Origin of the sequence: uncultured Microbacterium sp. (assembly GCF_937927635.1) — a bacterium.
In the GTDB taxonomy this organism is placed as follows: Bacteria; Actinomycetota; Actinomycetes; order Actinomycetales; family Microbacteriaceae; genus Microbacterium.
The window spans coordinates 141,814-166,242 of record NZ_CALBRW010000025.1 but is presented as its reverse complement, the minus strand read 5'-3'; the positions used below and the strand labels follow the sequence as shown (position 1 = coordinate 166,242).

General features: G+C 71.1%; 23 protein-coding genes and 1 tRNA gene. 19 read left to right on the top strand and 5 right to left on the bottom strand.

What is annotated here, in order from left to right:
- Positions 1-14 precede the first annotated feature (14 nt).
- Positions 15-623, bottom strand: coding sequence for a vitamin K epoxide reductase family protein (locus tag Q0568_RS12965; protein ID WP_298867176.1), 609 nt, complete (start codon positions 621-623; stop codon positions 15-17).
- Between the two features lie 268 nt (positions 624-891).
- Here Q0568_RS12965 and Q0568_RS12960 point away from each other — a divergent pair, with 268 nt between their 5' ends.
- Positions 892-3,195: an Rne/Rng family ribonuclease gene (locus tag Q0568_RS12960; protein ID WP_298867175.1), complete on the top strand. Its 2,304-nt coding sequence runs from the start codon at positions 892-894 to the stop codon at positions 3,193-3,195.
- Here Q0568_RS12960 and Q0568_RS12955 read toward each other — a convergent pair.
- Entirely contained in the window at positions 3,160-3,426 is a 267-nt protein-coding gene (locus tag Q0568_RS12955) for a DUF4031 domain-containing protein (protein WP_298867173.1), read from the bottom strand. The two genes, Q0568_RS12960 and Q0568_RS12955, sit on opposite strands and share 36 nt — an antisense overlap.
- A 211-nt stretch (positions 3,427-3,637) precedes the next feature.
- Here Q0568_RS12955 and rplU point away from each other — a divergent pair, with 211 nt between their 5' ends.
- The 16 genes from rplU (at position 3,638) to Q0568_RS12875 (ending at position 18,968) form a co-directional block, all read left to right on the top strand.
- Positions 3,638-3,946, top strand: coding sequence for a 50S ribosomal protein L21 (gene rplU, locus Q0568_RS12950; protein ID WP_298867171.1), 309 nt, complete (start codon positions 3,638-3,640; stop codon positions 3,944-3,946).
- Between the two features lie 20 nt (positions 3,947-3,966).
- Positions 3,967-4,224, top strand: a complete 258-nt coding sequence (rpmA, locus tag Q0568_RS12945) for a 50S ribosomal protein L27 (protein WP_298867169.1) — start codon at positions 3,967-3,969, stop codon at positions 4,222-4,224.
- A gap of 96 nt (positions 4,225-4,320) precedes the next feature.
- Complete coding sequence (gene obgE, locus Q0568_RS12940; protein ID WP_298867168.1) at positions 4,321-5,820, top strand: GTPase ObgE; 1,500 nt, start codon at positions 4,321-4,323, stop codon at positions 5,818-5,820.
- Positions 5,817-6,605 (top strand): glutamate 5-kinase, encoded by a 789-nt coding sequence (gene proB / locus Q0568_RS12935; protein ID WP_298867166.1) that lies wholly within the window; start codon positions 5,817-5,819, stop codon positions 6,603-6,605. The genes obgE and proB overlap by 4 nt, the downstream gene beginning before the upstream one ends.
- A gap of 54 nt (positions 6,606-6,659) precedes the next feature.
- Positions 6,660-7,937, top strand: coding sequence for a glutamate-5-semialdehyde dehydrogenase (locus Q0568_RS12930; protein ID WP_298867164.1), 1,278 nt, complete (start codon positions 6,660-6,662; stop codon positions 7,935-7,937).
- Between the two features lie 49 nt (positions 7,938-7,986).
- Complete coding sequence (locus Q0568_RS12925; protein ID WP_298867162.1) at positions 7,987-8,196, top strand: hypothetical protein; 210 nt, start codon at positions 7,987-7,989, stop codon at positions 8,194-8,196.
- A gap of 4 nt (positions 8,197-8,200) precedes the next feature.
- Positions 8,201-8,803, top strand: coding sequence for a nicotinate-nucleotide adenylyltransferase (gene nadD, locus Q0568_RS12920; RefSeq protein ID WP_298867160.1), 603 nt, complete (start codon positions 8,201-8,203; stop codon positions 8,801-8,803).
- Positions 8,800-10,017, top strand: coding sequence for a hypothetical protein (locus Q0568_RS12915; RefSeq protein WP_298867158.1), 1,218 nt, complete (start codon positions 8,800-8,802; stop codon positions 10,015-10,017). The genes nadD and Q0568_RS12915 overlap by 4 nt, the downstream gene beginning before the upstream one ends.
- Positions 10,017-10,394 carry a ribosome silencing factor gene (gene rsfS / locus Q0568_RS12910; RefSeq protein ID WP_298867156.1) on the top strand — a complete coding sequence of 126 codons (378 nt, stop codon included), beginning with the start codon at positions 10,017-10,019 and terminating at the stop codon, positions 10,392-10,394. The genes Q0568_RS12915 and rsfS overlap by 1 nt, the downstream gene beginning before the upstream one ends.
- A gap of 100 nt (positions 10,395-10,494) precedes the next feature.
- Positions 10,495-10,570: transfer RNA gene (locus tag Q0568_RS12905), tRNA-Ala, on the top strand.
- 82 nt (positions 10,571-10,652) lie between these two features.
- Positions 10,653-11,900 carry an arginine deiminase gene (locus Q0568_RS12900; protein WP_298867154.1) on the top strand — a complete coding sequence of 416 codons (1,248 nt, stop codon included), beginning with the start codon at positions 10,653-10,655 and terminating at the stop codon, positions 11,898-11,900.
- Positions 11,901-11,971: 71 nt separating this feature from the next.
- Complete coding sequence (locus Q0568_RS12895) at positions 11,972-14,308, top strand: FtsX-like permease family protein (protein ID WP_298867152.1); 2,337 nt, start codon at positions 11,972-11,974, stop codon at positions 14,306-14,308.
- Positions 14,305-16,983 (top strand): FtsX-like permease family protein, encoded by a 2,679-nt coding sequence (locus Q0568_RS12890; protein WP_298867150.1) that lies wholly within the window; start codon positions 14,305-14,307, stop codon positions 16,981-16,983. The genes Q0568_RS12895 and Q0568_RS12890 overlap by 4 nt, the downstream gene beginning before the upstream one ends.
- 27 nt (positions 16,984-17,010) lie before the next feature.
- Entirely contained in the window at positions 17,011-17,895 is an 885-nt protein-coding gene (locus tag Q0568_RS12885; protein WP_298867148.1) for an ABC transporter ATP-binding protein, read from the top strand.
- Complete coding sequence (locus Q0568_RS12880) at positions 17,892-18,572, top strand: ABC transporter ATP-binding protein (RefSeq protein ID WP_298867146.1); 681 nt, start codon at positions 17,892-17,894, stop codon at positions 18,570-18,572. Before Q0568_RS12885 ends, Q0568_RS12880 begins: the two co-directional genes overlap by 4 nt.
- A gap of 60 nt (positions 18,573-18,632) precedes the next feature.
- Positions 18,633-18,968 (top strand): hypothetical protein, encoded by a 336-nt coding sequence (locus Q0568_RS12875; RefSeq protein ID WP_298867143.1) that lies wholly within the window; start codon positions 18,633-18,635, stop codon positions 18,966-18,968.
- A 20-nt stretch (positions 18,969-18,988) separates the two neighbouring features.
- On the opposite strand, the gene Q0568_RS12870 is transcribed toward Q0568_RS12875, so the two are convergent.
- Complete coding sequence (locus tag Q0568_RS12870; RefSeq protein ID WP_298867141.1) at positions 18,989-20,125, bottom strand: calcium:proton antiporter; 1,137 nt, start codon at positions 20,123-20,125, stop codon at positions 18,989-18,991.
- A 122-nt stretch (positions 20,126-20,247) separates the two neighbouring features.
- Here Q0568_RS12870 and Q0568_RS12865 point away from each other — a divergent pair, with 122 nt between their 5' ends.
- A complete protein-coding gene (locus Q0568_RS12865) occupies positions 20,248-21,333 on the top strand; it encodes an NAD(P)-binding domain-containing protein (protein WP_298867139.1) in 1,086 nt (361 codons plus the stop codon).
- Positions 21,334-21,343: 10 nt separating this feature from the next.
- Entirely contained in the window at positions 21,344-22,516 is a 1,173-nt protein-coding gene (locus Q0568_RS12860; RefSeq protein ID WP_298867135.1) for a glycoside hydrolase family 3 N-terminal domain-containing protein, read from the top strand.
- Positions 22,517-22,546: 30 nt separating this feature from the next.
- Here Q0568_RS12860 and Q0568_RS12855 read toward each other — a convergent pair whose 3' ends face one another.
- Positions 22,547-23,392, bottom strand: coding sequence for a 3-methyladenine DNA glycosylase (locus Q0568_RS12855; protein WP_298867133.1), 846 nt, complete (start codon positions 23,390-23,392; stop codon positions 22,547-22,549).
- On the bottom strand, positions 23,389-24,417 hold the full coding sequence (locus tag Q0568_RS12850) for an App1 family protein (RefSeq protein ID WP_298867131.1): 1,029 nt from the start codon (positions 24,415-24,417) through the stop codon (positions 23,389-23,391). Before Q0568_RS12850 ends, Q0568_RS12855 begins: the two co-directional genes overlap by 4 nt.
- Positions 24,418-24,429: the final 12 nt, after the last annotated feature.

Here is a 24,429-nt window from a genome sequence, read left to right as displayed (position 1 = left end):
CGGCCGTCAGCGGATCACAGCATCCGTGCGACCTCGCCGAGCAGGTCGACGCCGGCGAACTGCGCGAGCGCCACGATCATCGCGAACATGATGACGGATGCCAGCGGCACCCAGGCCATCAGGCGGCCGAAGGCGTGCTGCACGGAGGGGCGCCGGGAGAACGTGCCGTTGCGGCCGAGCTCCGCGATCGTCGCCAGGAAGGTCGGGATCACCGCCAGGTAGGTCACTCCGCACCACGGGCACAGCGTGTGCAGGTCGAAGAAGCTCTGCCCGATCAGCCAGGCGATGAACACGAACGAGAACAGGATCCCCAGGCCGAACAGACCCCAGAACCAGCGCGGGAACCTCACGCCGGCGATCACGGCCACGCCCATGACGAGCACGGCCATCCAGCCGGCCACGCCGATGATCGGGTTCGGGAACCCGAACACCGACCCCTGCCAGGACTCCAGGTTCGTGCCGCACGACAGGAACACGCTGATGTTGCAGCCCAGAGCTGCGTCCGGGTTCTCCAGCGTCGTGAACTTGTCGAGAGTGAGCTGGAATGCCGCCCACCAGCCCGCGAGACTGGCGATGATGAGCCAGATGCCGTAGCCGATATGACGTGTCCTCTGCGCGCTCATATCGGGATTATCCCAGCGTGGGCTATGCGATCGGTGTGAGAGCGGACGCGCGCGTGTCGCCACGATGCGGCGTCAGCGCGATCGGGATGCGATAATGAACGAAGGTGTCGTCGCGAGGAATCGCGATCGCATCGACAAGACTTCGGGGTGCTACGCCCCACGTGATCCGGCGACAGCGCCGATCGCATGCCGATTGAGTTCGCGGCCGCAGTACAGCCGCACGAGTTTCCGCGGCGCACGCAGTGCCCGCGCAGGGAGTCAGCCCGAGATGGCCGATGAGAATGATGACAAGACCACCCCTATCCTCGACGAGACGCCGGCGCAGCCGGTAGTCGAGGAGTCCGCTGAGCCGGAGCAGTCGGCTGAGCCGGAGCAGCCTGCCGAGTCAGAGAAGCCGGCCGAGCCTGAGAAGGCTGCCGAGCCTGAGAAGGCTGCCGAGCCTGAGAAGGCTGCCGAGCCCGAGAAGCCGGCCGAGCCCGAGGAGCCGAAGCCGGTCACGGCCGTGACGCTGGGGCTGCTGCCCGAGGTGTTCGTCTCGCAGGTGTCGACGCAGCTGCACTTCTACGCGCCCGAGATCGTGGCACTTCCCGCGGTGGACCACCACCACGACGAGGACGACGACAGCGGCTCCGCGTTCTCACGACGCCGCAGCCGTCGTCGCGGATCCGACGGCGAGGGCCGTGACGGACGCGACGACCGCCGCCAGCGCCAGCACACGGTGGAGTACATCACCGAGCCGAAGGCCATCAAGGGCTCCACGCGCCTGGAGGCCAAGAAGCAGCGCCGTCGTGACGGACGGGATGCCGGACGCCGGCGCCCCGTGGTCACCGAGGCCGAGTTCCTCGCCCGCCGCGAGTCCGTCGACCGGATGATGGTCGTGCGCGCCAAGAACGGCCGCACGCAGATCGGCGTGCTCGAGGACAACGTGCTCGTCGAGCACTACGTCGCGCGCAATCAGGACGCGTCACTGATCGGCAACGTGTACCTCGGCCGCGTGCAGAACGTGCTGCCCAGCATGGAGGCGGCCTTCGTCGACATCGGCCGCGGGCGCAATGCCGTGCTGTACTCCGGCGAGGTCGACTGGGATTCCGTGGAGACCGGCAACCAGCCGCGCCGTATCGAGCTCGCGCTCAAGCCGGGCGACCGCGTGCTGGTGCAGGTGACCAAGGACCCGGTGGGCCACAAGGGCGCCCGGCTGACCAGCCAGGTCTCGCTGCCCGGCCGCTACCTCGTGTACGTGCCGGGCGGATCGATGAACGGCATTTCCCGCAAGCTCCCCGACAACGAGCGCGCGCGCCTGAAGCGCATCCTCAAGGAGGTGCTGCCGGAGTCCTCCGGCGTGATCGTCCGCACTGCGGCCGAGGGCGCCACCGAGGAGCAGTTGACCCGCGACGTGCAGCGCCTGACCGCGCAGTGGGAGCACATCCAGAAGCTCGTGCAGAACCAGCAGGCCCCGGCGCTGCTGCACGCCGAGCCCGACCTGCTGGTCAAGATCGTCCGCGACGTCTTCAACGAGGACTTCGCGCGCATGACCATCCAGGGCGATGACGCGCATCGCACCATCAGCGCCTACCTGGAGAGCGTCGCCCCCGATCTGCTGGAGCGGGTGGAGACCTACACCGACGACGTCGACCCGTTCGACGCGTACCGCATCACCGAGCAGATCGAGAAGGCGCTGGACCGCAAGGTGTGGCTGCCCTCCGGCGGCTCGCTGGTCATCGACCGCACCGAGGCCATGACGGTCATCGACGTCAACACCGGCAAGTTCGTCGGCACCGGCGGCAACCTCGAGGAGACCGTCACCAAGAACAACCTCGAGGCGGCCGAGGAGATCGTCCGCCAGCTGCGCCTGCGCGACGTCGGCGGCATCATCGTCGTCGACTTCATCGACATGGTGCTCGAGTCCAACCGCGACCTGGTGCTGCGCCGTCTGGTGGAGTGCCTGAGCCGCGACCGCACCAAGCACCAGGTGGCCGAGGTCACCTCGCTCGGCCTGGTGCAGATGACCCGCAAGAAGCTCGGCCTGGGCCTGCTGGAGACCTTCAGCGAGGCCTGCGAGGTCTGCGCGGGCCGCGGCGTGGTCGTGCACCACGATCCCGTGATCAAGCACCGCGGCGGCGGATCGTCCAACAACGGCGGCAACCAGGGGCGTCGCTCGCGTGGCGGCTCGTCGTCATCGTCGCAGCAGTCCGCCGCACCGGCGCCCGCGCAGGCTCCGGCCGGCAGCACCCACGGCATCACCGAGGGCGCGAAGTCGGCGCTGGCCGCGATCGCGGCGTCCACCATCGCCCCCGTCGCGGGCGAGGTGCCCGTGGTCGTCGCCGAGCAGGCCGAGGTCCCCGTCGTGCACGAGCGCCCCAAGAAGAGCCGCCGGAAGCGGGGCTCGGATCACAAGGGGCCGAAGACCGAGGCGGAGCAGCTCCTGGACTCCGTCCTGGATGCGCTGCCCGAGCCGAAGGCGCCGGGGCAGGGACGCAACCGCCGTCGCGTCACCACGGCCATGCTCACGGCAGGCGCCCACGCGGCGGCATCCGACTCAGTCGCGCTCCCGAGCCCTGACGCGCAGTCCTGAGGCGATCAGACGCCTGGTGAGCTCCTTGCCGCCCACGTGCTGTGCACCGGCGGCGAGGAGCCTCGGCAGCGCATCCGCCGGGACGTCGTAGTGATCGCGGTCGAACGCCCTCGGCGGGATTCCCGCGGCCACAGCCAGGGCGTGCAGCTCGTCCAGATCGCTGTCGCTGACCAGGTGCGCCCAGAGCCGCCCGTGGGCGGGCCAGACGGGGTCGTCGACGAGAACGGTCATACCGTGATCCTAGGCCCGACACACCACGGCGCTCACTTTGCGGCATCCTCCGCATTCCGGTAAAGTAGTCCTTTGGTGCGAGACCCCTGTCTGCCTGACCGGCGACAGGAGAAGTCTTGCGTCCGCACCCTTCGCGAAGGCGTCGTACGCAAGCAGCAGTCTTCCCGTGAGATTCCCGGAGCAGTCCGCTCCCCAACGAAACAGGTATGAAGTGGTTTACGCAGTAGTGCGCGCCGGTGGACGGCAGGAGAAGGTCGAGGTCGGCACGATCGTTCAGCTCGACCGTGTTCAGGCCGCCCAGGGCGAGAAGATCGAGCTTCCCGCCGTGCTTCTCGTCGACGGCGCCACGGTGACCACCGACGCGGAAAAGCTGGCGAAGGTCAAGGTCACGGCTGAGGTTCTCGGCAACCTCCGCGGCCCGAAGATCGTCATCCAGAAGTTCAAGAACAAGACCGGCTACAAGAAGCGTCAGGGGCACCGTCAGGACCTCACGCGCGTCAAGATCACCGGCATCAAGTAAGCACGAAGAGGAGCTGAGAAATGGCACACAAGAAGGGTGCGAGCTCGACCCGTAACGGTCGTGACTCCAACGCACAGCGACTCGGCGTGAAGCGCTTCGGCGGCCAGGCCGTCAACGCCGGCGAGATCATCGTCCGCCAGCGCGGCACGCACTTCCACCCCGGTGCGAACGTCGGCCGTGGCGGCGACGACACGCTGTTCGCCCTCGAGGCGGGCGCTGTCGAGTTCGGCACGAAGGGCGGCCGCAAGGTCGTCAACATCGTCGCTGCCGCTCAGTAAGCACAGCAGACTTTCTCGGAACGGGGCGGGCTTCGGCTCGCCCCGTTCCTGCATATGGGCCCGCTTACGCGGGCTCCGGATCCCCAGAGGAGCGACATGGTCACGTTCGTGGACACCGTCACCCTGCACCTGCGCGCCGGCAAGGGCGGCAACGGGTGCGTCTCGGTCAAGCGCGAGAAGTTCAAGCCGCTCGGCGGACCCGACGGCGGCAAGGGCGGTGACGGCGGGGACATCGTGCTGGTCGGCGACCCGCAGGTCACGACCCTGCTGTCCTACCACCACTCGCCGCACCGCAGCAGCGGCAACGGCGGCTTCGGCATGGGCGACTACCGCTCCGGCTACGACGGCGAGACGCTCGAGCTGCCCGTGCCGCTGGGCACCGTGGTCAAGACGCCCGAGGGTGAGCTCATCCACGACATGGTCACCCCCGGCGAGCGGTTTGTGATCATGGAGGGCGGCCGCGGCGGGCTGGGCAACTCGGCGCTGGCCTCGCCCAAGCGCAAGGCCCCGGGCTTCGCCCTGCTGGGCACGCCCGGCCAGGAGGGCTCGGTCGTCCTCGAGCTGAAGACCGTCGCCGACGTGGCCCTGGTCGGATATCCCTCCGCCGGCAAGTCGAGCCTGATCGCCGCGATGTCCGCCGCGCGCCCGAAGATCGCGGAGTACCCGTTCACCACGCTGCACCCGAACCTGGGCGTCGTGCAGGCCGGCGACAGCCGCTACACGGTCGCCGACGTGCCGGGGCTGATCGAGGGCGCCAGCGAGGGCAAGGGCCTGGGCCTGGAGTTCCTGCGCCACGTCGAGCGCTGCAGCGCTCTGCTGCACGTGCTGGACTGCGCCACGCTGGAGCCCGGCCGCGACCCGCTCACCGATCTGGACGTCATCCTCGCCGAACTCGCCGCCTACGAGGTGCCTGAGGGGCAGATCCCGCTGCTGGAGCGCCCGCAGCTCGTCGCTCTGAACAAGGTCGACGTGCCCGAGGCCCGTGACCTGGCCGACATGGTGCGCGCCGACATCGAGGCGCGGGGCTTCCGCGTGTTCGAGATCTCCACGGTCTCCCGCGAGGGCCTGCGCCCGCTGAGCTTCGCGCTGGCGGAGCTCGTCGAGGAGCACCGCCAGGCCGTCGCCGTCGAGGCGCCCGCCGAGCGCATCGTGATCCGCCCGAAGGGCGCGCAGGCCGACTTCACGATCCGCATCGAGGGCGGCACCTACGGCAACGTGTACCGCGTGCTGGGCGAGAAGCCGGTGCGCTGGGTTCAGCAGACCGACTTCCAGAACGAGGAGGCCGTCGGCTACCTCGGCGACCGTCTCGAGAAGCTCGGCGTCGAGGACGCGCTGCTGAAGGCCGGTGCCGTCGCCGGTTCCACGGTCGTCATCGGCACGGGCGACAACAGCGTCGTGTTCGACTGGGAGCCGTCCATCGCCTCCACCGCCGAGCTGATGACCTCGCCGCGCGGCACCGACATCCGCATCGGCGGCACGAGCCGTCGCACCACCGGCGAGCGTCGTGAGCGGTACCACGAGCGGATGGATGCCAAAGCGGCCGCCCGCGCCGAGCTGGAGCAGCAGCGTCTGGCATCCCGCGAGGGCGAGGAATGAGCGCGCTCTCTCGCGCAGACCTCGCCACGGCCACGCGCATCGTCGTGAAAGTGGGATCCTCCTCGATCAGCGGTGAGGCGTCCTGGCGCATCCCGATGATCGTGCAGGCGCTGTCCATGGCGCACCGCCGCGGCGTCGAGGTTGTGCTGGTCTCCTCGGGCGCCATCGCCACCGGCATCCCGGTGCTCGACCTCGGCTCCCGCCCGACCGACCTGGCGACGCAGCAGGCCGCTGCGGCCGTCGGCCAGAACATGCTGGTGTTCCGCTATCAGGAGGCGCTGCGGCCGTTCCGCATCGTCGCCGGGCAGGTGCTGCTGACCACGGGCGACCTGGAGAACCCCACGCCGCGCAGCAACGCGCGTCGCGCGATGGATCGGATGCTGGCACTGGGCGTGCTGCCCATCGTCAACGAGAACGACACGGTCGCCACGCAGGAGATCCGCTTCGGCGACAACGACCGCCTGGCCGCACTCGTGGCCACGCTGCTGCACGCCGACGCACTGGTGCTGCTGAGCGACGTCGACTCGCTGTACACCAAGCCGCCGATGGACCCGGATGCCGAGCCGATCGACGTGGTGGCGGCGGATGCCGACCTGACGGGGCTCGAGTTCGGCGCGTCGGTCGTCAACAGCGTCGGCACCGGGGGAGCGGCCACCAAGGTGTCGGCCGCGCGCATGGCCGCTGCGGCCGGGATCGGCGTGCTGGTCACCAGTGCCGACCTCGTCGGCAGGGCGCTCGAGGGCGCCCCCATCGGCACCTGGTTCGAGCCCACCGTCACGGACTGAGACGTCGCAGGTCATACGGACCTCGGCCCTGTCGAGCGCCGATACACTGACCGCATGACCTCACCCGACCTCGCCCAGGCACCTGTCGAGACCGCACAGGACCGCCTCGCGCGTGCCAAGGAGGCATCGCGCGAGGTCGCGCGCCTGACCAGCGGCCAGAAGGAGCAGGCGCTCGAGGCCATCGCACATGCCATCGAGGCGGATGCGGGGCGGATCATCGCGGCCAACGAGCGTGACATCGAGCGCGGCCGCGAGGACGGCATCGGCGATGCGCTCGTGGACAGGCTCCGTCTCGACGAGAAGCGCGTCGCATCGCTGGCATCCGCCGTGCGCGAGGTGGCGGCACTGCCCGACCCGATCGGGCAGGTGCTGGGCGGACACCGGATGCCGAACGGCGTGGCCCTCGAGCAGGTCCGGGTGCCGTTCGGCGTGGTGGGAGCCATCTACGAGGCGCGCCCCAACGTCACCGTCGACATCGCGGCCCTCGCGCTGCGCGCCGGCAACGCCGTGGTGCTGCGCGGCGGCAGTGCAGCCAAGGAGTCCAACACCGTGCTGGTGGAGCTCATGCGCGAAGCGCTGGCATCCGTCGGCGTCGATCGCGAGGCCATCCAGACCGTCGACGACTTCGGTCGCGACGGCGCGAAGGCGCTCATGCACGGGCGCGGCTTCATCGACGTGCTCGTGCCGCGAGGGAGCGCCTCGCTCATCGAGACGGTGGTGACGGAGTCCACCGTGCCCGTTATCGAGACCGGCGCGGGCGTGGTGCACATCGTGCTCGACGAGTCCGCCCCACTGGACTGGGCCCGCGACATCGTCGTGAACGCGAAGGTGCAGCGGCCGAGCGTCTGCAACGCGGTCGAGACGGTGCTGGTGCTGAAGGATGCTGCGCCTCGGCTGGTTCCCGTCGTGGCCGAGGCGCTGCAGCACGAGGGCGTGACCGTGCACGGCGACGAGGCTGTGGCGCAGCTGGCGGCGGACGTCGTCCCGGCCACGGACCAGGACTGGTCCACCGAGTACCTGAGCCTGGACATCTCGATGAAGGTCGTGGACACGCTCGACGACGCGCTCGCGCACATCCGCCGGTACAGCACCGGCCACACCGAGTCGATCATCACGACCGACTCCCGCAACGCGGAGCGCTTCCTCGCCGAGGTGGACTCCGCGGTGGTGATGGCCAACGCATCCACCCGATTCACCGACGGAGCGGAGTTCGGGTTCGGTGCGGAAGTGGGCATCTCCACGCAGAAGCTGCACACCCGCGGACCCATGGGCGTCTCCGAGCTGACCAGCACGAAATGGCTGGCCAGGGGGACGGGTCAGACCCGCGGCTGAGCGCTAGACTGGACAGGCGCTCGCCCGACCGCCCAGAAACGGAGCCAGAATGAACCTCGTCGCACAGATCGCGATGGCCGCGGCCGAAGCCCCAGGACACAACGTGATGGGCCAGACGGTCATCGCCGGCATCATCGCGGCCGTGGTCTTCGCCGCGCTGGGGCTGGTCACGCTCTCGTACCGCAACGTCGCCAACCGCCACTCGGCCAAGGCCGAGGCATTCGCCGAGAAGCACGGCGAGGACGGGCACAGCCACTAGGCGCATGCAGGATTCCTCTGCTCGGGCGCCGCGCATCGGAGTGATGGGCGGCACGTTCGACCCGATCCATCACGGCCACCTCGTCGCGGCCAGTGAAGTGGCGCACTCCTTCGATCTCGATGAGGTCGTGTTCGTGCCCACGGGTCGCCCCTGGCAGAAGCAGAACGTCTCGCCCAGCGAGCACCGCTATCTGATGACGGTGATCGCCACGGCATCCAATCCGCAGTTCACCGTCAGCCGCGTCGACATCGATCGCGACGGCCCCACCTACACGATCGACACGCTGCGCGACCTGAAGCGCGAACGTCCGGGTGCGGAGCTGTTCTTCATCACCGGAGCGGATGCCGTAGCGCAGATTCTCAGTTGGAGGGACCATGATGAACTCTGGGACCTCGCGCACTTCGTCGCGGTCTCACGCCCCGGACATGTGCTGAGCACCGCAGGGCTGCCCACGGACGTCGTGAGCCAGCTCGAGGTGCCGGCGTTGACGATCTCGTCGACGGCGTGCCGCGAACGGGTCGAGAACGGACAGCCCGTCTGGTACCTGGTGCCGGACGGCGTGGTCCAGTACATCGCAAAGCATCATCTGTATCGGAGCAGGGCATGAGCACATCGGAAGAGAACGGGAAGGTGCAGCTGACTCGCAAGCAGCTGCGCGAGATCCGCCTGACCGGCTCCACGCCGGTCATCAGCGAGGAGGAGGCCGCTGCGGCCGTCGCACCTCCGACGACCGTGCTGCCGCGCGCTGCAGAGCCGATCGAGATCGCCCCCGCGCCGGTCGAGGAGCAACCGCACCCCAGCGCGCCCCTGACGCGCCGCCAGATGCGCGCCCTCGAGCACGCCGCGGCAGCCGCCCAGCACGTTCCGGCAGCCGACGACGCGACTCCTGCTCCTACTCCTGAGCCCGCCCCGGCCACAGCCGAGCAGGTCCGCGAGACCGTTCCGCCACAGGGCGCCGGACTCGTGTCCGGACTTCCCACGTTCACAGAGGCGCCTGCTCCCGCCCCCCGATTCGAAGCAGCACCCGAAGCTGATCCGGCCCCCCTCTCCACCGATCGAGACCGCGTCGTCGGCATGTTCGAGCGTCCCGCTGAGGTCGAGCAGGCTCCCGAGCCGACCCCTGCGGCCGCCCCGCGCAAGCGCATCGTCCCCGAGGTGATGGGCCGGGGTCTGATGACTCCGGGACACGTCGCCGACGAGGCCCCGATCCGGGAGCGGGCCGAGCCCGACGCTGTCGAGCCGAAGCACGCCGAGCCTGAGCACGTCGAGCCGAAGCGCGTCGAGCCGGAGGCCGCCCAGCCGGCGGTCGTCGAGCCCGAGCGCCCGAAGGTCGGCGCGGCATTCGGCATCGGCGTGCAGGCGCGGTCTGCCGACTCCGTCGCCGGTGCGCGCTTCGACGACGTGCTCGACGGCACGGTCTCGAACTCCCAGCACGGGGCATCCACGGCGCTGATCTTCACCCCTTCGCCTGGACTCGGCTCGCTCTCCGGCCCCATCGCCTCGACCGGCGAGATCCTCGTCACGGGCACGTACGCGCTGCCTGACGGGCTGGGCTCGCAGGGACACGCCCTCGGCGCCGCCGACGGCAGGGCCGCCGACGCAGGATTCATGGACAGCGAGCTCGCTCCGGCGTCCTCGCCCACACCCATCGCCGCCAGCTCCGCCGTGAGCACCTCCAGGCCCGCCGGCGAGGTCATCCGCCCGCTGGCACCTGACAAGAGCAACAAGCTCATGATCACCCTGGCGATCGTCGCCGGTGGTCTGGCCATCGTCCTCGCCGCGACGCTGGTCATCGCCTTCACCACAGGAGTCTTCGGTTGATGCAGTCCCCCCAGAACGCCCTCGAGATGCTCCGGATCGCCGCGAACGCGGCGGACTCCAAGGGCGGTGAGGATCTCGTCGCTCTGAACGTGTCGGAGCCGCTGCCGCTGGTCGACATCTTCCTGCTGGTCACCGGTAACAGCGAGCGCAACGTCGCCGCCATCGCCGACGAGATCGAGGACCAGCTCTTCGAAGCCGGGCACAAGCGCGTTCGCCGTGAGGGCCGCGCCGAGTCGCGGTGGGTGCTGCTGGACTTCGGCGACCTGATCGTGCACGTCTTCCACGCCGAGGAGCGCAGCTACTACGGCCTGGAGCGGCTGTGGAAGGACTGCCCCGTCGTCCCGATCGAGATCGCGGAGCGCGTGACGGGGGAGTAGTCCCGACGACACACCCGGGTGCGCGGCGCGATTCGCGGACGCCTCGATCGGTGTAGTACGCTGAACAGGTTGCCGGGGCGAACGCCCCGCAGCGCAGATTGGGCCTGTGGCGCAGCTGGTAGCGCACCTGCATGGCATGCAGGGGGTCAGGGGTTCGAGTCCCCTCAGGTCCACCATCGAGAAGCCCCGCGAGAGATCGCGGGGCTTCTTCCATCCCGGGAATACGATCGTAGGGATCGCCATGGGGAAGGAACGATGATGACGACTGCTGCGGACTACGGGGTGCATTCCGAGGTGGGCCGGCTCCGCAAGGTGCTGGTGTGCCGCCCGGGGCTCGCGCATCACCGGCTCACGCCGTCCAACGCTGACTCGCTGCTGTTCGACGACGTGCTGTGGGTGGAGAACGCCCAGCGCGATCACGACGCGTTCGTGGCCAGCATGCGCTCGCACGGCGTGGAGGTCGTCGAGCTGCACGAGCTGCTGGCGGAGACCCTGGCCGTCCCCGGCGCCACCGACTGGCTGCTGGACCGCAAGATCACCGCCGACCAGGTGGGCGTCGGCCTCATCGACCCGACCCGCGCGTTCCTGGCATCCCTCGACACCGCCCAACTGGCGGAGTTCCTCATCGGCGGCCTGGCCACGACCGACCTGCCGGCGGACTACCGCAACGGCTTCCTGGCCCTGGCACGCGAGTCCACCGGGGTCAGCGAGTACCTGATGCCGCCGCTGCCGAACACGCTGTACACGCGCGACACCACGTGCTGGCTGTACGGCGGCCTGACCATGAATCCGCTGTACTGGCCCGCGCGCCGCGACGAGACGCTGCTGATGAAGGCCATCTACACCTTCCACCCCGACTACACCGGCTCCCGCGTGTGGTGGGGCGACGCGGAGCACGACTCGGGACCGGCGACCCTGGAGGGCGGCGACGTCATGCCCATCGGCAACGGCGCCGTGCTGATGGGGATGGGCGAGCGCACCTCGCGGCAGGCCATCACGCAGGTCGCGGCATCGCTGTTCGCATCCGGCGCCGCCGAGCAGGTGATCGTGGCAGGCATGCCCAGGCTGCGCTCGGCCATGCACCTCGACACCGTCTTCACGTTCGTGGACAGGGATGCGGTCACCGTGTACCCGCGCATCATGGATGCCGTGCGCACCGTCACCCTGCGTCCCGGCACAGGGCCGGAGGCGCTGCATGTCACGGACCACGGTGACGCGGCCTTCACGGATGTCGTCGCGTCGGCGCTGAACCTCGACCGGCTGCGCGTGCTGGAGACCGGCGGCGACGTGTACGAATCCGAGCGCCAGCAGTGGGACAGCGGCAACAACGCCGTGGCCCTGGAACCGGGCGTGGTGTACACCTACGACCGCAACACGAAGACCAACGACCTCATCAGCAGTGCCGGGATCGAGGTCATCCCCATCGTCGGCGCAGAACTCGGACGCGGCCGCGGCGGCGGGCACTGCATGACCTGCCCGATCATCCGCGACGCCGTCGATTTCTGATCGCTGCCTGTTGCATTCTGCACGCCGCCCGCGCGAGGATGGTCAGCGTTGTGCGCAGCGAATGAGGGACGATGACGTTTTCCGCCAGGCGGGCCCGAGAGCATCTCGGCCGACTGTCGCTGATCGTGCTCATCGTCGTGCTCGTGGTGGTCAGCATCGGCGGACTCGACGCCGTGGCGCATCGGATGCTGGCATCCGGCACCTCGGACATCTTCGCCCGTGCGGAACCCGACGCACAGACGGCGAGGGTCGTCGCCTACCAGGCAGCGGATCCCGCAGCCCAGGACACCCGCGTGCGCAGGGCCGTCGCCGAGGCGTTCGCCGGCGCGGACGTCGAGGTGCCGCGCCGGATCGAGGCCGAGGCGCGGGTGCAGTCGCCGCAGGGCGAGCAGCTCTCCCTGAGGCTGCTGCAGGACGACCGCATCACCCGACTCGGCCGCCTCGTCGAGGGGGACTGGCCGACATCCGGCGGACAGTTCGCGCTGACCGCGCCGGCTGCGCGCCGTGCGGGTCTCACCGTCGGCGACACCGTCACCCTCGCCGACGGCGGCGCATCGCTGACACTGTCCGGCATCTGGAAGCCCGACGATCCAGCCGACCCGGCGTGGCTCGGCGACCCGTCGGTCGCCTCCGGCGAGAACGACGGGGTCATCGGCCCCGCCGTCGTGGACGCCACGGCGTTCGCCGCCATCCAGGACATCCCCACGGTCACCTGGCGGATCGCGCCGGTACGGACGGATCCGGCGGACATCCTCGTCCTGCAGCACGCGCTCGCGACGCTGCAGGACCTGCCGGATGCCGTGGACCCCCAGCACCACGACAACGTCCGCATCGACGGCGAGCTGGGGACCACCCTTCAGCGCCAGGCCACGGCGCTGGCGCGCACACGGGGTCTGCTGGTGGCCCCGCCGCTGATCCTCGCCCTGCTCGGCGCCCTCGTGCTGGGTGTCGTGCTGCGCACCCTCGCGGTGTCCCGCAGCGAAGAGCTCTCGCTGCTGCGGGCGCGCGGCGCCTCGAGCGTCCGGCTCGCATCGACCGCCGCAGCGGAGATCGCCATGGTCGCCGCGGCGGGAGCGCTCCTGGCGCTGGCCGTGCTCGTGCCGACCGTCGGCATCACCGGCGCCGCCGTGCTGGCTGCGTCCGCCGCGATCGTGCTCCCCGCGATCGCCGCAACGGCATTCACCCTGCGCAGTGCGATGCGCTCCGACACCGCCCGCTCGGACGCGGGCCTGCGCTCGTTGGCGGCCGTGCTGCTGCCGGCCCTGGTCGCGGTGGGCGTCGCGGCGCTGCCGGCATGGCAGCTGCTCGGCACCGGCGGCATCCTCCGCGAAGACGGCACGGCGGATCCTCTGGCGGCGGCTGCGCCCGCCCTGCTGCTGATCGCGGCGAGCGCCCTGGCGCCCGTGATCGCGGTGCCGCTGGCGGCTCTGGCCGAGCGGGTGCTGCGCCGCACCCGCGGGATCTCGCCGATCCTGCCCCTTCGGCAGCTGGCACGCCGGATGGGAGGCGCCGCTGTCGCGATCCTGTGCCTGGCACTCGCTGCGGCATCCGCCGCCCTCGCCGTCACTGCGCCCTCGGCGGCCCGAGCTGCCGAGCAGGCCACGCGGGTCGCGGGGCTGGCGAGCGACGTGCGGATGATCGCCGATGACGCCCTGGACGTGCAGGCGTCCGAGGTCGCCACCTGGCGCGGGGTGACGGGCGTCGCGCAGGTGCTGCGCACGCGGCTGGTCGTCGGCAGCGACGAGGCCGTGCTGCTGGCCGTGCCGTCGCGCGAGCTGGTCGGCGGGACGAGACTTCCCGTCGGCTCGGACGGCGGCATCCCCATGGAGATCACCCGCAGCCTCGCCGACCGGCTCGGGGCCGTCAGCGGCACGGTGCTCACCGGCCAGGTGCGCTTCACCGCCCAGCCCGTACGATTCCGCGCCGCCCGCATCGTCGACTCCCTCCCGACCGTCGGAACAGGCTGGGGGGTGGCCGTCGACGCGGAGCAGCTGAGCCTCATCGGCGCGGACATCACCCCCAATGAGCTGTGGGTGGACAGCAGCGAGCAGGCGGACACCGTGCGCAGGCTGCGCGCGGCGACCACGCACCCGGCGCGCATCCTCACCGCTGCGCAGGTGAGCGCGGCGCCCGTCACCTCCATCGCGCCGACCGTGCTCAGCGCCGGTGCGCTGGCGGCCGCCGCGCTCGGAGTCCTGGGCTTCCTCGCCGCGGCTTCCGCGATGAGCGGCGAGCGCCGAGACGAGCCCGTGGTGCTGCGGGCGCTCGGCCTGTCGCGCCGACGTCAGCGTGCGATGAGAACGGGGGAGACCGCGGGGGTGGCGATCTACGCGGCGCTCGTCGGCGGCGCCCTCGGTGCCGTCGTGGCCTGGCTGGTCCTCCCCGTGGTGCTGGGAGTGGGCGCATGAGCGGGCGGATGCGGCTGCTGACCCGGGGCGCTGCGACCACGCCGCTGCTGTCGCTGCTGGTCGTCGTGGTGATCGCGGTGCTCTCCGCGCTGGCCGTGGCGGCGCCCGCGCTGCTGTCCGACGGGCGCACGGCCACCATCCGCCGCGGCGTGGCATCCGTTCCCGACCTCACCCGCTGGCCATCGGCGATCGCGCCGGGGCTGCCGCTCGCCAGTCGCACGTCCGACGACAGCCTCGGCGTCTGGGGCGGTGCGCTGGCGGCGGTCGAGCAGATGCGCCGCACCCAGCCGGAGCCGCTGCGCAGCCTGCTGGGCACGCCGCGCATCACGGTCGGCCTGGATCCGTCCGCCACGGTCGACGACGACCCGCAGCGCACCACCCCCGTGCCGCTGAATCGCGTCGGGCTGATCTCCGACCCGGGTCTCGCCGGGCGCGTGGATCTCGCCGAAGGGCGGATGCCGAAGAAGACCGATCCCGCCGACGGCGTCGAGATCGTGTTCACCCGCGATGTCGCCGACCAGTTGAAGTGGCAGATCGGCGAGCAGCGCCGCTGGGACCGCCTCGAACTGACCCTGGTCGGCATCGTGACGCCGAACGGGAAGGACGCCGGCGACTGGACCTTCATCGGCGGATCGGCGGCACCGCGCATCGAGGTGGACGGGAGCGGCAACCGCATCCTGATCGGCGCGGCGTTCATGCAGGTCGACGAGGCCTCGCTCCTGGACGAGTGGACCAGGAACGCCAAGATCAACTCCTGGATGCCGTTCCGGACCGCGGGAGTGGATGCGACCACCGCCGAACGCGCATCCGCGCAGCTGCGCCTGCTCTCGGCCGACGTGGTCACGATCCGGATGCCGGACAACGGCTTCTACAGCCGTGGTCTGCAGTTCCACTCCGCGCTGCCGCAGGCGCTGGATGCCGGAATCTCCCGCGCGAACGCGATGACGCCCGTCGTCACGGTGGCTGCCGTCGGCCCGATGATGGTGGCGCTGGTGGTGCTGACGCTCGTCGCGCGGCTCATCGCGGTTCGTCGGGTGGCGGGCATCCGCGTGCTGCGCGCACGAGGCGCCTCCCTCGGCCGCCTGATCGCCCTGCTCGGCGGTGAGGGGGCGCTGCTGGGCGCGGTCGGAGCCGGGATCGGCGTGGGCGTCGCCGCGGCGGTATGGGGCCTGGACGGCGGCTGGGTCCTGGCCGTGCCCGTCGTCCTCGCTCTCGTCCCGGCCGTCGCGCTGCCGTGGAGCACGCTGGCGGATGCCGCCGCCGAGGGCCGCCGCGACCTGGGCGAGAGAGCGGGCCGAGACACCGAGAGGATCGCACTGGAGCTGCTGGCGGTCGCGGCGACGGCCGCGCTCGGCATCCTCGTCATCGCGCGCGGACAGGGCGGCGGCGCCGATCCGGTGCTGCTGGCGCTGACCGTTCTGCTGGGCGTCGTCGGCAGCATCCTCACGCTGAGACTGCTGCCCCTGCTGCTGAGGCTGGCAGAGCGCCGCGGGGCGCGTCGCGCGTCGCTGGAGTCCCTGCTGGGTCCTGCCCGGGCGCGCCGTGAGTCGGCCGTGCGGGCCGCACCCGTCTTCGGCGTGGTCACGGGGCTCGGCGTGGCCGTCTTCTCCATCGCGTTCGCGGCGACCGTCTCCGGCGGCATCGTGCGCGCGGCCGACATCGACGTCGGCGCCGCAGTGCGGGTGGATGCCGCGTACATCACAGGTGCGGCGGCCTCCGACGTCGCGGCGCTGGACGGCGTGGCCGCGCTGGCGGCCGTGCAGGACGGCGGCAACGCGCAGATCTCCGCAGGCACGGCCGAGCAGCAGACCAGGGTGTATGTGCTGGACGGCACCGCGTTCTCGCGGGTGCAGCAGGGATTCGACGCGCGCATCCCGCTGCCGGCGTCCCTGGGGGAGCGCGCGGACGGTCCCGTGCCCGTGGTCATGTCACAGGCGCTGTGGGACGAGCTCGGCGGCGTGGATGCGAAGCTGGAGATCGGCCGGACATCGGTCCGGGTGGTGGGCGTCGCGCCTTCGGATGTGTCCTTCGGCAGCACCGACGAATGGGTGATCGTCGATGCGGTCAATGCCAAGGCCATCGGTCAGGACAGCACCGGCTACTCGCAGCTGTACCTCGCCATCGAGCCCGGCGCCGACCCGGATGCCGTCGGAGCCGCGGCTGTCTCCGCGGCCGGCGGGGACGCAGTGGCGACCACCCCCGAACGCGTCGTCGCCGCGCACGCCGAGGATCCCGGCTACACCGTCGTGCGCGGCGCGCTGCTGGCAGCCAGCGGGATCGTGGCCGTGCTGGTGATCGTCGCGATCATCGCCACGCTCGCCCTGGGGGCGGACACCAGGGCGCGGATGCTGGCGATCCTGCGCACGCTGGGCAGCGCCCGCCGCACCGCGGGCCGTCTGGTGACCTGGGAAGTGGCGCCCGCGCTGCTGCTGGCACTGCCGTTCGGCGTGGGCGCGGGAGTCGCGACGGCGATGCTGGTCATCCCGCAGCTGGATCTGCGGGGCTTCGTGGGCGGTTCGGCGCAGCCGCCGGTGTCGCTGGGCGGTCTGTGGACGCTCGCGGCCGTGGTCGGATTCGGGCTGGTGGCCGCTTTCTCCGTCGCGGTGGCCGCAGGACTGGCGTCGCGGCTGGACTCCGCGGACGCGATCCGCGCGGGCGATGAGCGGATGCCGTGAGCGGGAGGTCGGGAGAGGATGGGTGACATGTCGGATGGTGGGATCGTCTGCGAGGGCCTGGTGCGGATCTTCACCGCGCAGGGCGTCGAGGTGCAGGCGCTGCAGGGGCTCGAGCTGCGGATGGTGACGGGCGAGGTGGTGGCGCTGATCGGCGCCTCCGGCTCGGGCAAGAGCACCCTGCTCGGCATCCTGGCCGGGCTCGACAAGCCGACGGCCGGCTCAGCGCGTGTGGCGGGGCACGACCTGGTGACCATGCGCAGTGCGGAGAGGCTCAGGTACCGCCGCAGCAGCGTGGGGTTCGTGTGGCAGCAGTCGGCTCGCAATCTGCTGCCCTACCTGTCGGCGCGGGAGAACATCGCCATGGTCCACGAGATGGCGGGCGTCGTGCCGCGGGGCGAGCGGAAGAGCCTCGCCGACGAGCTGCTGGCGCAGCTGGGCGCCGCGGAGTTCGCGGACAAGCGTCCTGCACAGCTCTCCGGCGGGCAGCGGCAGCGCGTCGCGATCGCCGTGGCCCTCGCCAACCGGCCGCGCGTGCTGCTGGCCGATGAGCCCACCGGCGAGCTCGACGATCAGACCAGCGCCGAGGTCCTCGCGGCCATGGAGGTCGTGAACCGAGAGCGCGGCGTCACCACGCTGATCGTCACGCACGACGCCGGCGTGACCGAGCATGTGGAGCGCACCGTGCGCATCCGCGACGGGCGCACGTCGACGGAGACGCTGCGCAGCCGGAGCACCGGTGAGGATGGCGTGGCGGTGCGCACGGCCAGGGAGTACGCGGTGCTCGATCGCGCGGGGCGGATGCAGCTGCCGGCCGACTTCGTGTCGGCCCTCGACCTGCGCGAGCGCGTGCGGCTGAGCCTGGAGCCGGATCACGTGCGCGTCGCGCCCGACCGCGAGGAGGACGCCTCGTGAGCGCCGTGCTGCAGGCCGAGGCGCTGTCCCGGGTCTTTCCGAGCCCTTCGGGCGACGTGGTGGCCGTGCGCGACGCGGAGCTGTCCGTGCGGGCGGGGGAGCTGGTGGTGCTCGCCGGCAGGTCGGGGGCGGGCAAGACCACGCTGCTGACGATGCTGGGCGGCCTGGATCGCCCGACGTCCGGCCGGGTGCTCGTCGACGGCGCCGACCTCGCCGATGCCTCCACCGACGTCGCCGCCCTGCGGGGAGCGCGCATCGCTTCGATCTTCCAGACTTCGGGCCTCATCCCGGTGCTCTCGGCGGCCGAGAACGTCGAGGTGCCGCTGCGGATCCGCCGGGTGGCGCCCGCCGAGCGCGATCGCCGTGTGGCGGACGCGCTGCGCGACGTGGGCCTGGCCGAGCATGCCCGGCAGCGCCCCGGCGAGCTGTCCGGCGGCCAGCAGCAGCGCGTGGGGATCGCCCGCGCCCTGGTGATGGCGCCCGGCATCCTGCTGGCCGACGAGCCGACCGCCCAGCTGGACAGCGAGACCGGCGCGCAGATCATGGAGCTCATCGCCCGCCTGGTGCACGAGAACGGCACCGCCGCGATCGTGGCCACGCACGACGCCGCGATGGCGGCCCGCGCCGACCGCGTGCTGGAGCTGCACGACGGAGTGCTGCGCGACCGTCTGGGCTGAGCTCCCCGCGCGGATCGGGAGCACAATGGAAGCACCGGGAACAGCGCGAAGGAGCAGACCATGGTGGACACGATCGAGGCCGAGCAGCAGGCGGACCGCATCAGGACGGCCATCGAGGTGCCGATCGCGATGGGCCCGGGCTTCCTGCGCGGCGATGTGGACGTGCACGACATGACGGATGCCATGATCGCCGCGGTGCGCGGCTACCAGGCGCAGGAGAAGGAGGCCGGCCGTGACCTGGCGCCACTGGGCGCCCGCTCGAACGAACTCATCCCGGTGCTCAAGGAGCTCATCACCTGCGGCGGCGGGTACCAGGCGGGACGCTGCGATGCCGACTGCGTGGCCCGCACCATGACCTACCTGGTGGGGGAGTTCGGCACCGCCGAGGAGCCCTGAGCTCAGGTTCGCCGGCCGGCTCAGGCGAACACGCTCAGACCGTACAGCACGAACATCAGCAGGTGCACGGCGCCGTGCAGGGGTGTGAGTCTGCGGGCCGAGTACGTCGCTAGCGTCAGCAGGAGCGTGGCGCCCAGCAGCACCAGATTCACCGGAGTCTCGGCCAGGAGGACGCGCTGCCCGGTGAGCAGCCCGATCGTCAGCACCACCGGGATGGTGAGCCCGGCGGTGGACACCAGCGCGCCGTGGCACAGGTTGCTGACCCGCTGCGGATCGCCGCCTGAGGCCGCGCGAATCGTGGTGATGGTCTCGGGCAGGAACACGATCATCGCGATGAGGATGCCGGAAAGCGCGATCGGAGCGTCGAGACGGTCCAGGCCCTCGTCCAGCAGGGCGGCCATGTCGTGCGAGAGGAGCACGATCGGCAGCACCATCGCGATCAGCAGGACGGTGCGGGCGGTCAGTTCCGCGCGGTGCTCGGCGAGCACCCGCCGGATCGGAAGGCGAGCCGGAGCGGATGCCGCCGATGGGACCCCCGAGATCTCCTGGAAGTCCGCGCGCTGCGCGCCCATCTGCCGCACCAGGAAGAACCCGTACACGCCCACGGTCAGCACCACCACGATGATCGCCTGCGCGGGCGTGTAGGCGCCCGTGCCGTCGCCGATCAGTCCCGGCAGGGCGAAGGCGACGGTCAGCAGCACGATCAGCATCCCGAGATACAGCGAGACGCCCGTGCTGTTGGCACGTCGATCCGGATGCCGGTACCCGCCCACCACTAGGGCCGCGCCGATCACCAGGTTCATGATGATCATCGACACGGCCATCACCGAATCGCGGGCGATCGTGGCGTGCTCGCCCGGCCCCAGCATGACGGCCGAGATGAGGATCACCTCGATGGCCGCGATGGACAGCGTCAGCACCAGGGTGCCGTAGGGGTCGCCCAGGCGGTGCGCGAGATGCTCGGCCTCAGTCACGACGCCGAACGCGTTGACCGTGATCACCGCGACGATGCCGACCAGCAGCAGCCACAGCAGCCAGGCCGAGACGGGACCGGCCAGCACGGGCGCCAGTACGAGCAGCAGGACGAAGGAGCCCCAGCCGAGCATCAGCCGCAGGATGGCGGTGGGGGTGAGGACGGAGCGCAGCAGGGTTCGCATGGCGGATGCCGAATCCGCAGGGCCGTCCCCGCCTGAGATCTCTCCGCCGGGTCGTCCCGGCGGTTGCTTGCCGGCCAGTGTAGCAAGGGAACATCCGCACCCGCCGGGGCGTTGGGCCCGGTGTGAGCATCCTTCAGAGCGTCGTGATCGGAGCCGGCCAGGCCGGGCTCTCCGCGTCGTACCACCTGAAGCGCCTCGGCATCGAGCACGTCGTGCTGGATGCGAACGAGCATCCAGGAGGAGCCTGGCAGCACCGCTGGGATGCGCTGACCATGCGCGATGTGCATCGCGTCGCCGAACTGCCGGGCGATGTGCAGCCCGCGCACGACGGCAGGCGCGCCAACCAGGCGGTGCCCGCCGTGTTCGCCGCGTACGAGTGGGCGCATGCGCTTCCCGTCATCCGTCCGGTGGCCGTGGATCAGGTCACCGACGACGACGGACTGCTCGTCGTGCACGCCGACCGGGGCACCTGGCGCACCCGCACCCTGGTGAACGCCACCGGCACGTGGACGCGCCCGTTCCTGCCGCACTATCCCGGCATGGAGACCTTCCTCGGCGAGCAGCTGCACACCGTCGACTACCCGGGCCCCGAGCACTTCGCCGGCAAGCGCGTGCTGGTCGTGGGCGGCGGGGCCTCCGCCGTGCAGTTCCTCGGCGCGCTGGCGCCGATCACCGACACCCTGTGGGTGACGCGCCGCCCGCCGGTGTGGCGCACCGATGACTTCACTCCCGAGGCGGGTGCGGCGGCGGTCGCCCTGGTTGAGCAGCGCGTGGCGCAGGGGCTGCCGCCGGAGAGCGTGGTGAGCGTGACCGGACTCGTGCTGCGCCCGCAGGAGCGTGAGGCCGAGAGACTCGGCGCATATGCTGCCCGCCGGGGGATGTTCCAGAGCATCGAGCCCGACGGCGTGCGCTGGGCGGACGGAGCCTTCGAGCAGGTCGACGTGATCCTGTGGGCCACCGGCTTCCGTCCCGCCATCGCACATCTGGCGCCGCTGCATCTGCGCAGCCCGCAGGGCGGCATCCGACTCGACCGGAACGGGCGGGGGACCACGGCCGTCGCCGATCCGCGCATCCAACTGGTCGGCTACGGTCCCTCGGCCAGCACCATCGGAGCCAACCGTGCGGGGCGCTCGGCGGCGAAGGGCGTGCAGCGCAGCCTCGACGGACTCGAAGCAGGGATCGAGCAGTCCATCAGCGTCATCGCCTAGAGTCGCAGGCATGCGCAGATCCGTCTGGGGGACAGCGATCACCGCGCTCGCCGTGATCGCCCTGGTCGGCTGCGCGTCCGCAACCGCTCCGACCGGTGCGACGGCATCGCCAGAGGCATCGCCGACCGCGACACCCACGCCGACCCCCACTCCGGATCCCGTTCAGGCGGCAGTGGCGCGGATGAGCCTCGCCCAGCAGGCCTCCAGCGTCGTGATGGGCACGATCCCGGGAACCGACACCGCCGCCCTCCGCGCGTTCATGACCTCGGGGGCCGACGGCGCGCCGCTGGGCGGCTTCATCCTGATGGGCGACAACATCGCCGCCGATGCCGCAGCCGAGCGCACCGTGACGGACGCCCTCACGCCGGATGCGGCTCTGCCGCCGCTGATCGCCATCGACCAGGAGGGCGGCTATGTCTCCCGGCTGCGGTGGGACAGGCTCCCCGGCGGCCGGGGACTCCAGGCTGACGATCCCGCTCAGGTGCAGCAGATCTTCGCACAGCGGGCGAAGATGGTCGCCGAGACCGGCGCGAACCTGAACTTCGGCGTCATCGCCGATGTCCCCGCCAGTCCCACGGCGTTCATCGCGCCACGGGCGCTGGGTGCGGATCCGCCGTCGGCCGCTGCGCGCGTGACGGCGGCCGTGAACGGCGAGAAGGGCGTCGTGCTGTCCACGCTCAAGCACTTCCCCGGTCACGGAGCCACGCCGGGTGATTCGCACGTCAGCATCCCGCACACCGATATGACACTGGCGCAGTGGCAGCAGGGTCCGGCGGTGCCGTTCCAGGCCGGCATCGACGCCGGAGCCGAGGTGCTCATGTTCGGCCACCTGGCGTACACCGCCGTGGACTCCGCCCCGGCCTCGCTGTCGCCGCGCTGGCACCAGATCGCCCGCGACGAGCTGGGCTTCGCCGGGCTCATGATCACCGACGACATCGGCATGCTCACCTCCTCAGGCGTGCCCGCCTACCGCGATCTCGTCGCCGACGGCGTGGCCGCCATCGTCGCGGGCAACGACATGGTGCTGGTCATCGCGGGCTCCACGCCGCAGACGGCCGGACAGGTCGCCCGGGCCATCGTGCTGGCCGTGCAGGACGGCAGACTGCCCGCCGGGCGACTGCGGGATGCCGCCGAGCACGTCATGGCGCTGCGCATGCAGCTGGCACTTCGACAGGCTCAGTGACCCAGGGAGGGTCGGCTCAGTGGGCCTTGGTCAGTGACCCAGCCAGGCTCCCAGCATCCGCTCCCGCATGACCGCGCCGCGCTCGGCGAAGCCGCGCTGGCGGCGCACGTACTCGGCCTTGCCCTCGGGGGTCTCGATGCGCACCGGCCGCACGCCCCAGTCCGACAGGTCGTAGGGCGCGGCCTCCATGTCCAGCAGGCGGATGTCACGCGCCAGTTCGAACGCATCCAGCAGCAGCTCGCCGGGGATCAGCGGTCCGAGCTTGACCGCCCACTTGTACAGGTCCATGCCGGCGTGCAGGCAGCCGGGCTGCTCGAGGTCGGGCTGCGAGTCGCGCGTGGGCGCCAGCCGGTTGCGCGGCACGGCATCCGGGGTGAAGAACCGGAACGCGTCGAAGTGGGTGCAGCGCAGCTCGTGCGCCTCCACCACGGCATCCGTCCCCGCCTGGCCCAGTCGCAGCGGCGCCGGATGCCGGTGCTCGCCCTCGCGGTAGACCATCGCCCACTCGTGCAGGCCGAAGCAGCCGAACTGCCCCGGGCGCGACGCCGTACGGCGCAGCATCCGCTCCACCAGACCCGCCAGCTGGGGCTTCTCGGTGCGGAAGACCTCGGGATCCGGCATCACTGCATCGCCGGGGCCGGCTGGGGAGTACCAGCGCCACTGCGCGCGCTCGGGCGCGTCCTCGAGCACGATTCCCGCGCCCGGATGCCAGCGGCGCAGCAGCGCGGGCTTGTACGCGTAGTACGTGAACAGGAAATCCCACACCGGATGCTTCTCGCCGCGGGCCGTGCGCTCACGGTGCGCCGCGGTCAGGGCATCCGCCCGCTCCTCGTGCGCGCGGGCGCGCTGCACCCACTCGTCGCGAGGCAGTCTCATGACGCGGTGTCGATGATGCCGGCCTCGCCCAGCCGATCCCGCAGGCCCGCGCCGTCCTCGGCGCTCACCCAGGGCACGGACCCCGCCACGTGCTCGACGGTGGCGCGGCCACCGGCCAGCACCGCCTCGGCGGGCAGCAGGCGGCGGATGGCGACACCTGCGACGGACCCGGGGTTGCGCTCGAGGAAGTCGGAGTAGATCGACTCGTCGTGCTGCCCGTCGTCGCCGATGAGCAGCCACTGCACGTCGGGGAACTCCTCGGCCAGCCGCTGCAGGTTGCTCGACTTGTGGTCGCGGCCGCTGCGGAACCAGCGGTCGTGCGTGGGACCCCAATCGGTGAGCAGCATGGCACCCGCGGGGAACAGGTTGCGGGAGAGGAACCTGCGCAGCGTGGGCGCCACGTTCCACGCACCCGTGGACAGGTAGACGATGGGGGCGCCGGGGCGATCACGGCGCAGCTGCTCCAGCAGCACGGCCATGCCGGGCACGGGTGTGCGGGCGTGCTCGTCGAGCACGAAGGAGTTCCATGCGGCCACGAACGGGCGGGGGAGCGCGGTGACCATCACGGTGTCGTCCACATCGCACACCACGCCGAAGCGCGCGTCATCGGCGACCACGAACGCGGTGGCCTCCACGGGCTCGCGGCCCTCGACGGACATGGTGAAGGTCTGCCAGCCCGGCGAGAGCTCCGCGGGGATGACGGTGTCGATCACGCCGCCGCGGTCGGCGACCACGTCGTGCGTGCGCCCGCCGACATGCACCTGCACGGCCGCATAGCCGACCGGGATGCCGGCGAATGCGCGCCAGCCGCGCGCACCGGCCCCTTCGCCGCGCGCCTTCTTCGGTACCGGCGGCAGGATCAGCACCCGGCCGACCACCCGCACCCAGCCGGTTCCGCCGTATCCCGGGATCGGAACGACGGTCGCCGAACGGCCACGTCTGCGGGCGCGGCGTTCGCGCGAGACATGGACGCGGTGTTCGAGTCGGGCGAACCAGTGGATCTTGGCCGGGGAGGCGGAGGGCATCGCATCCAGTCT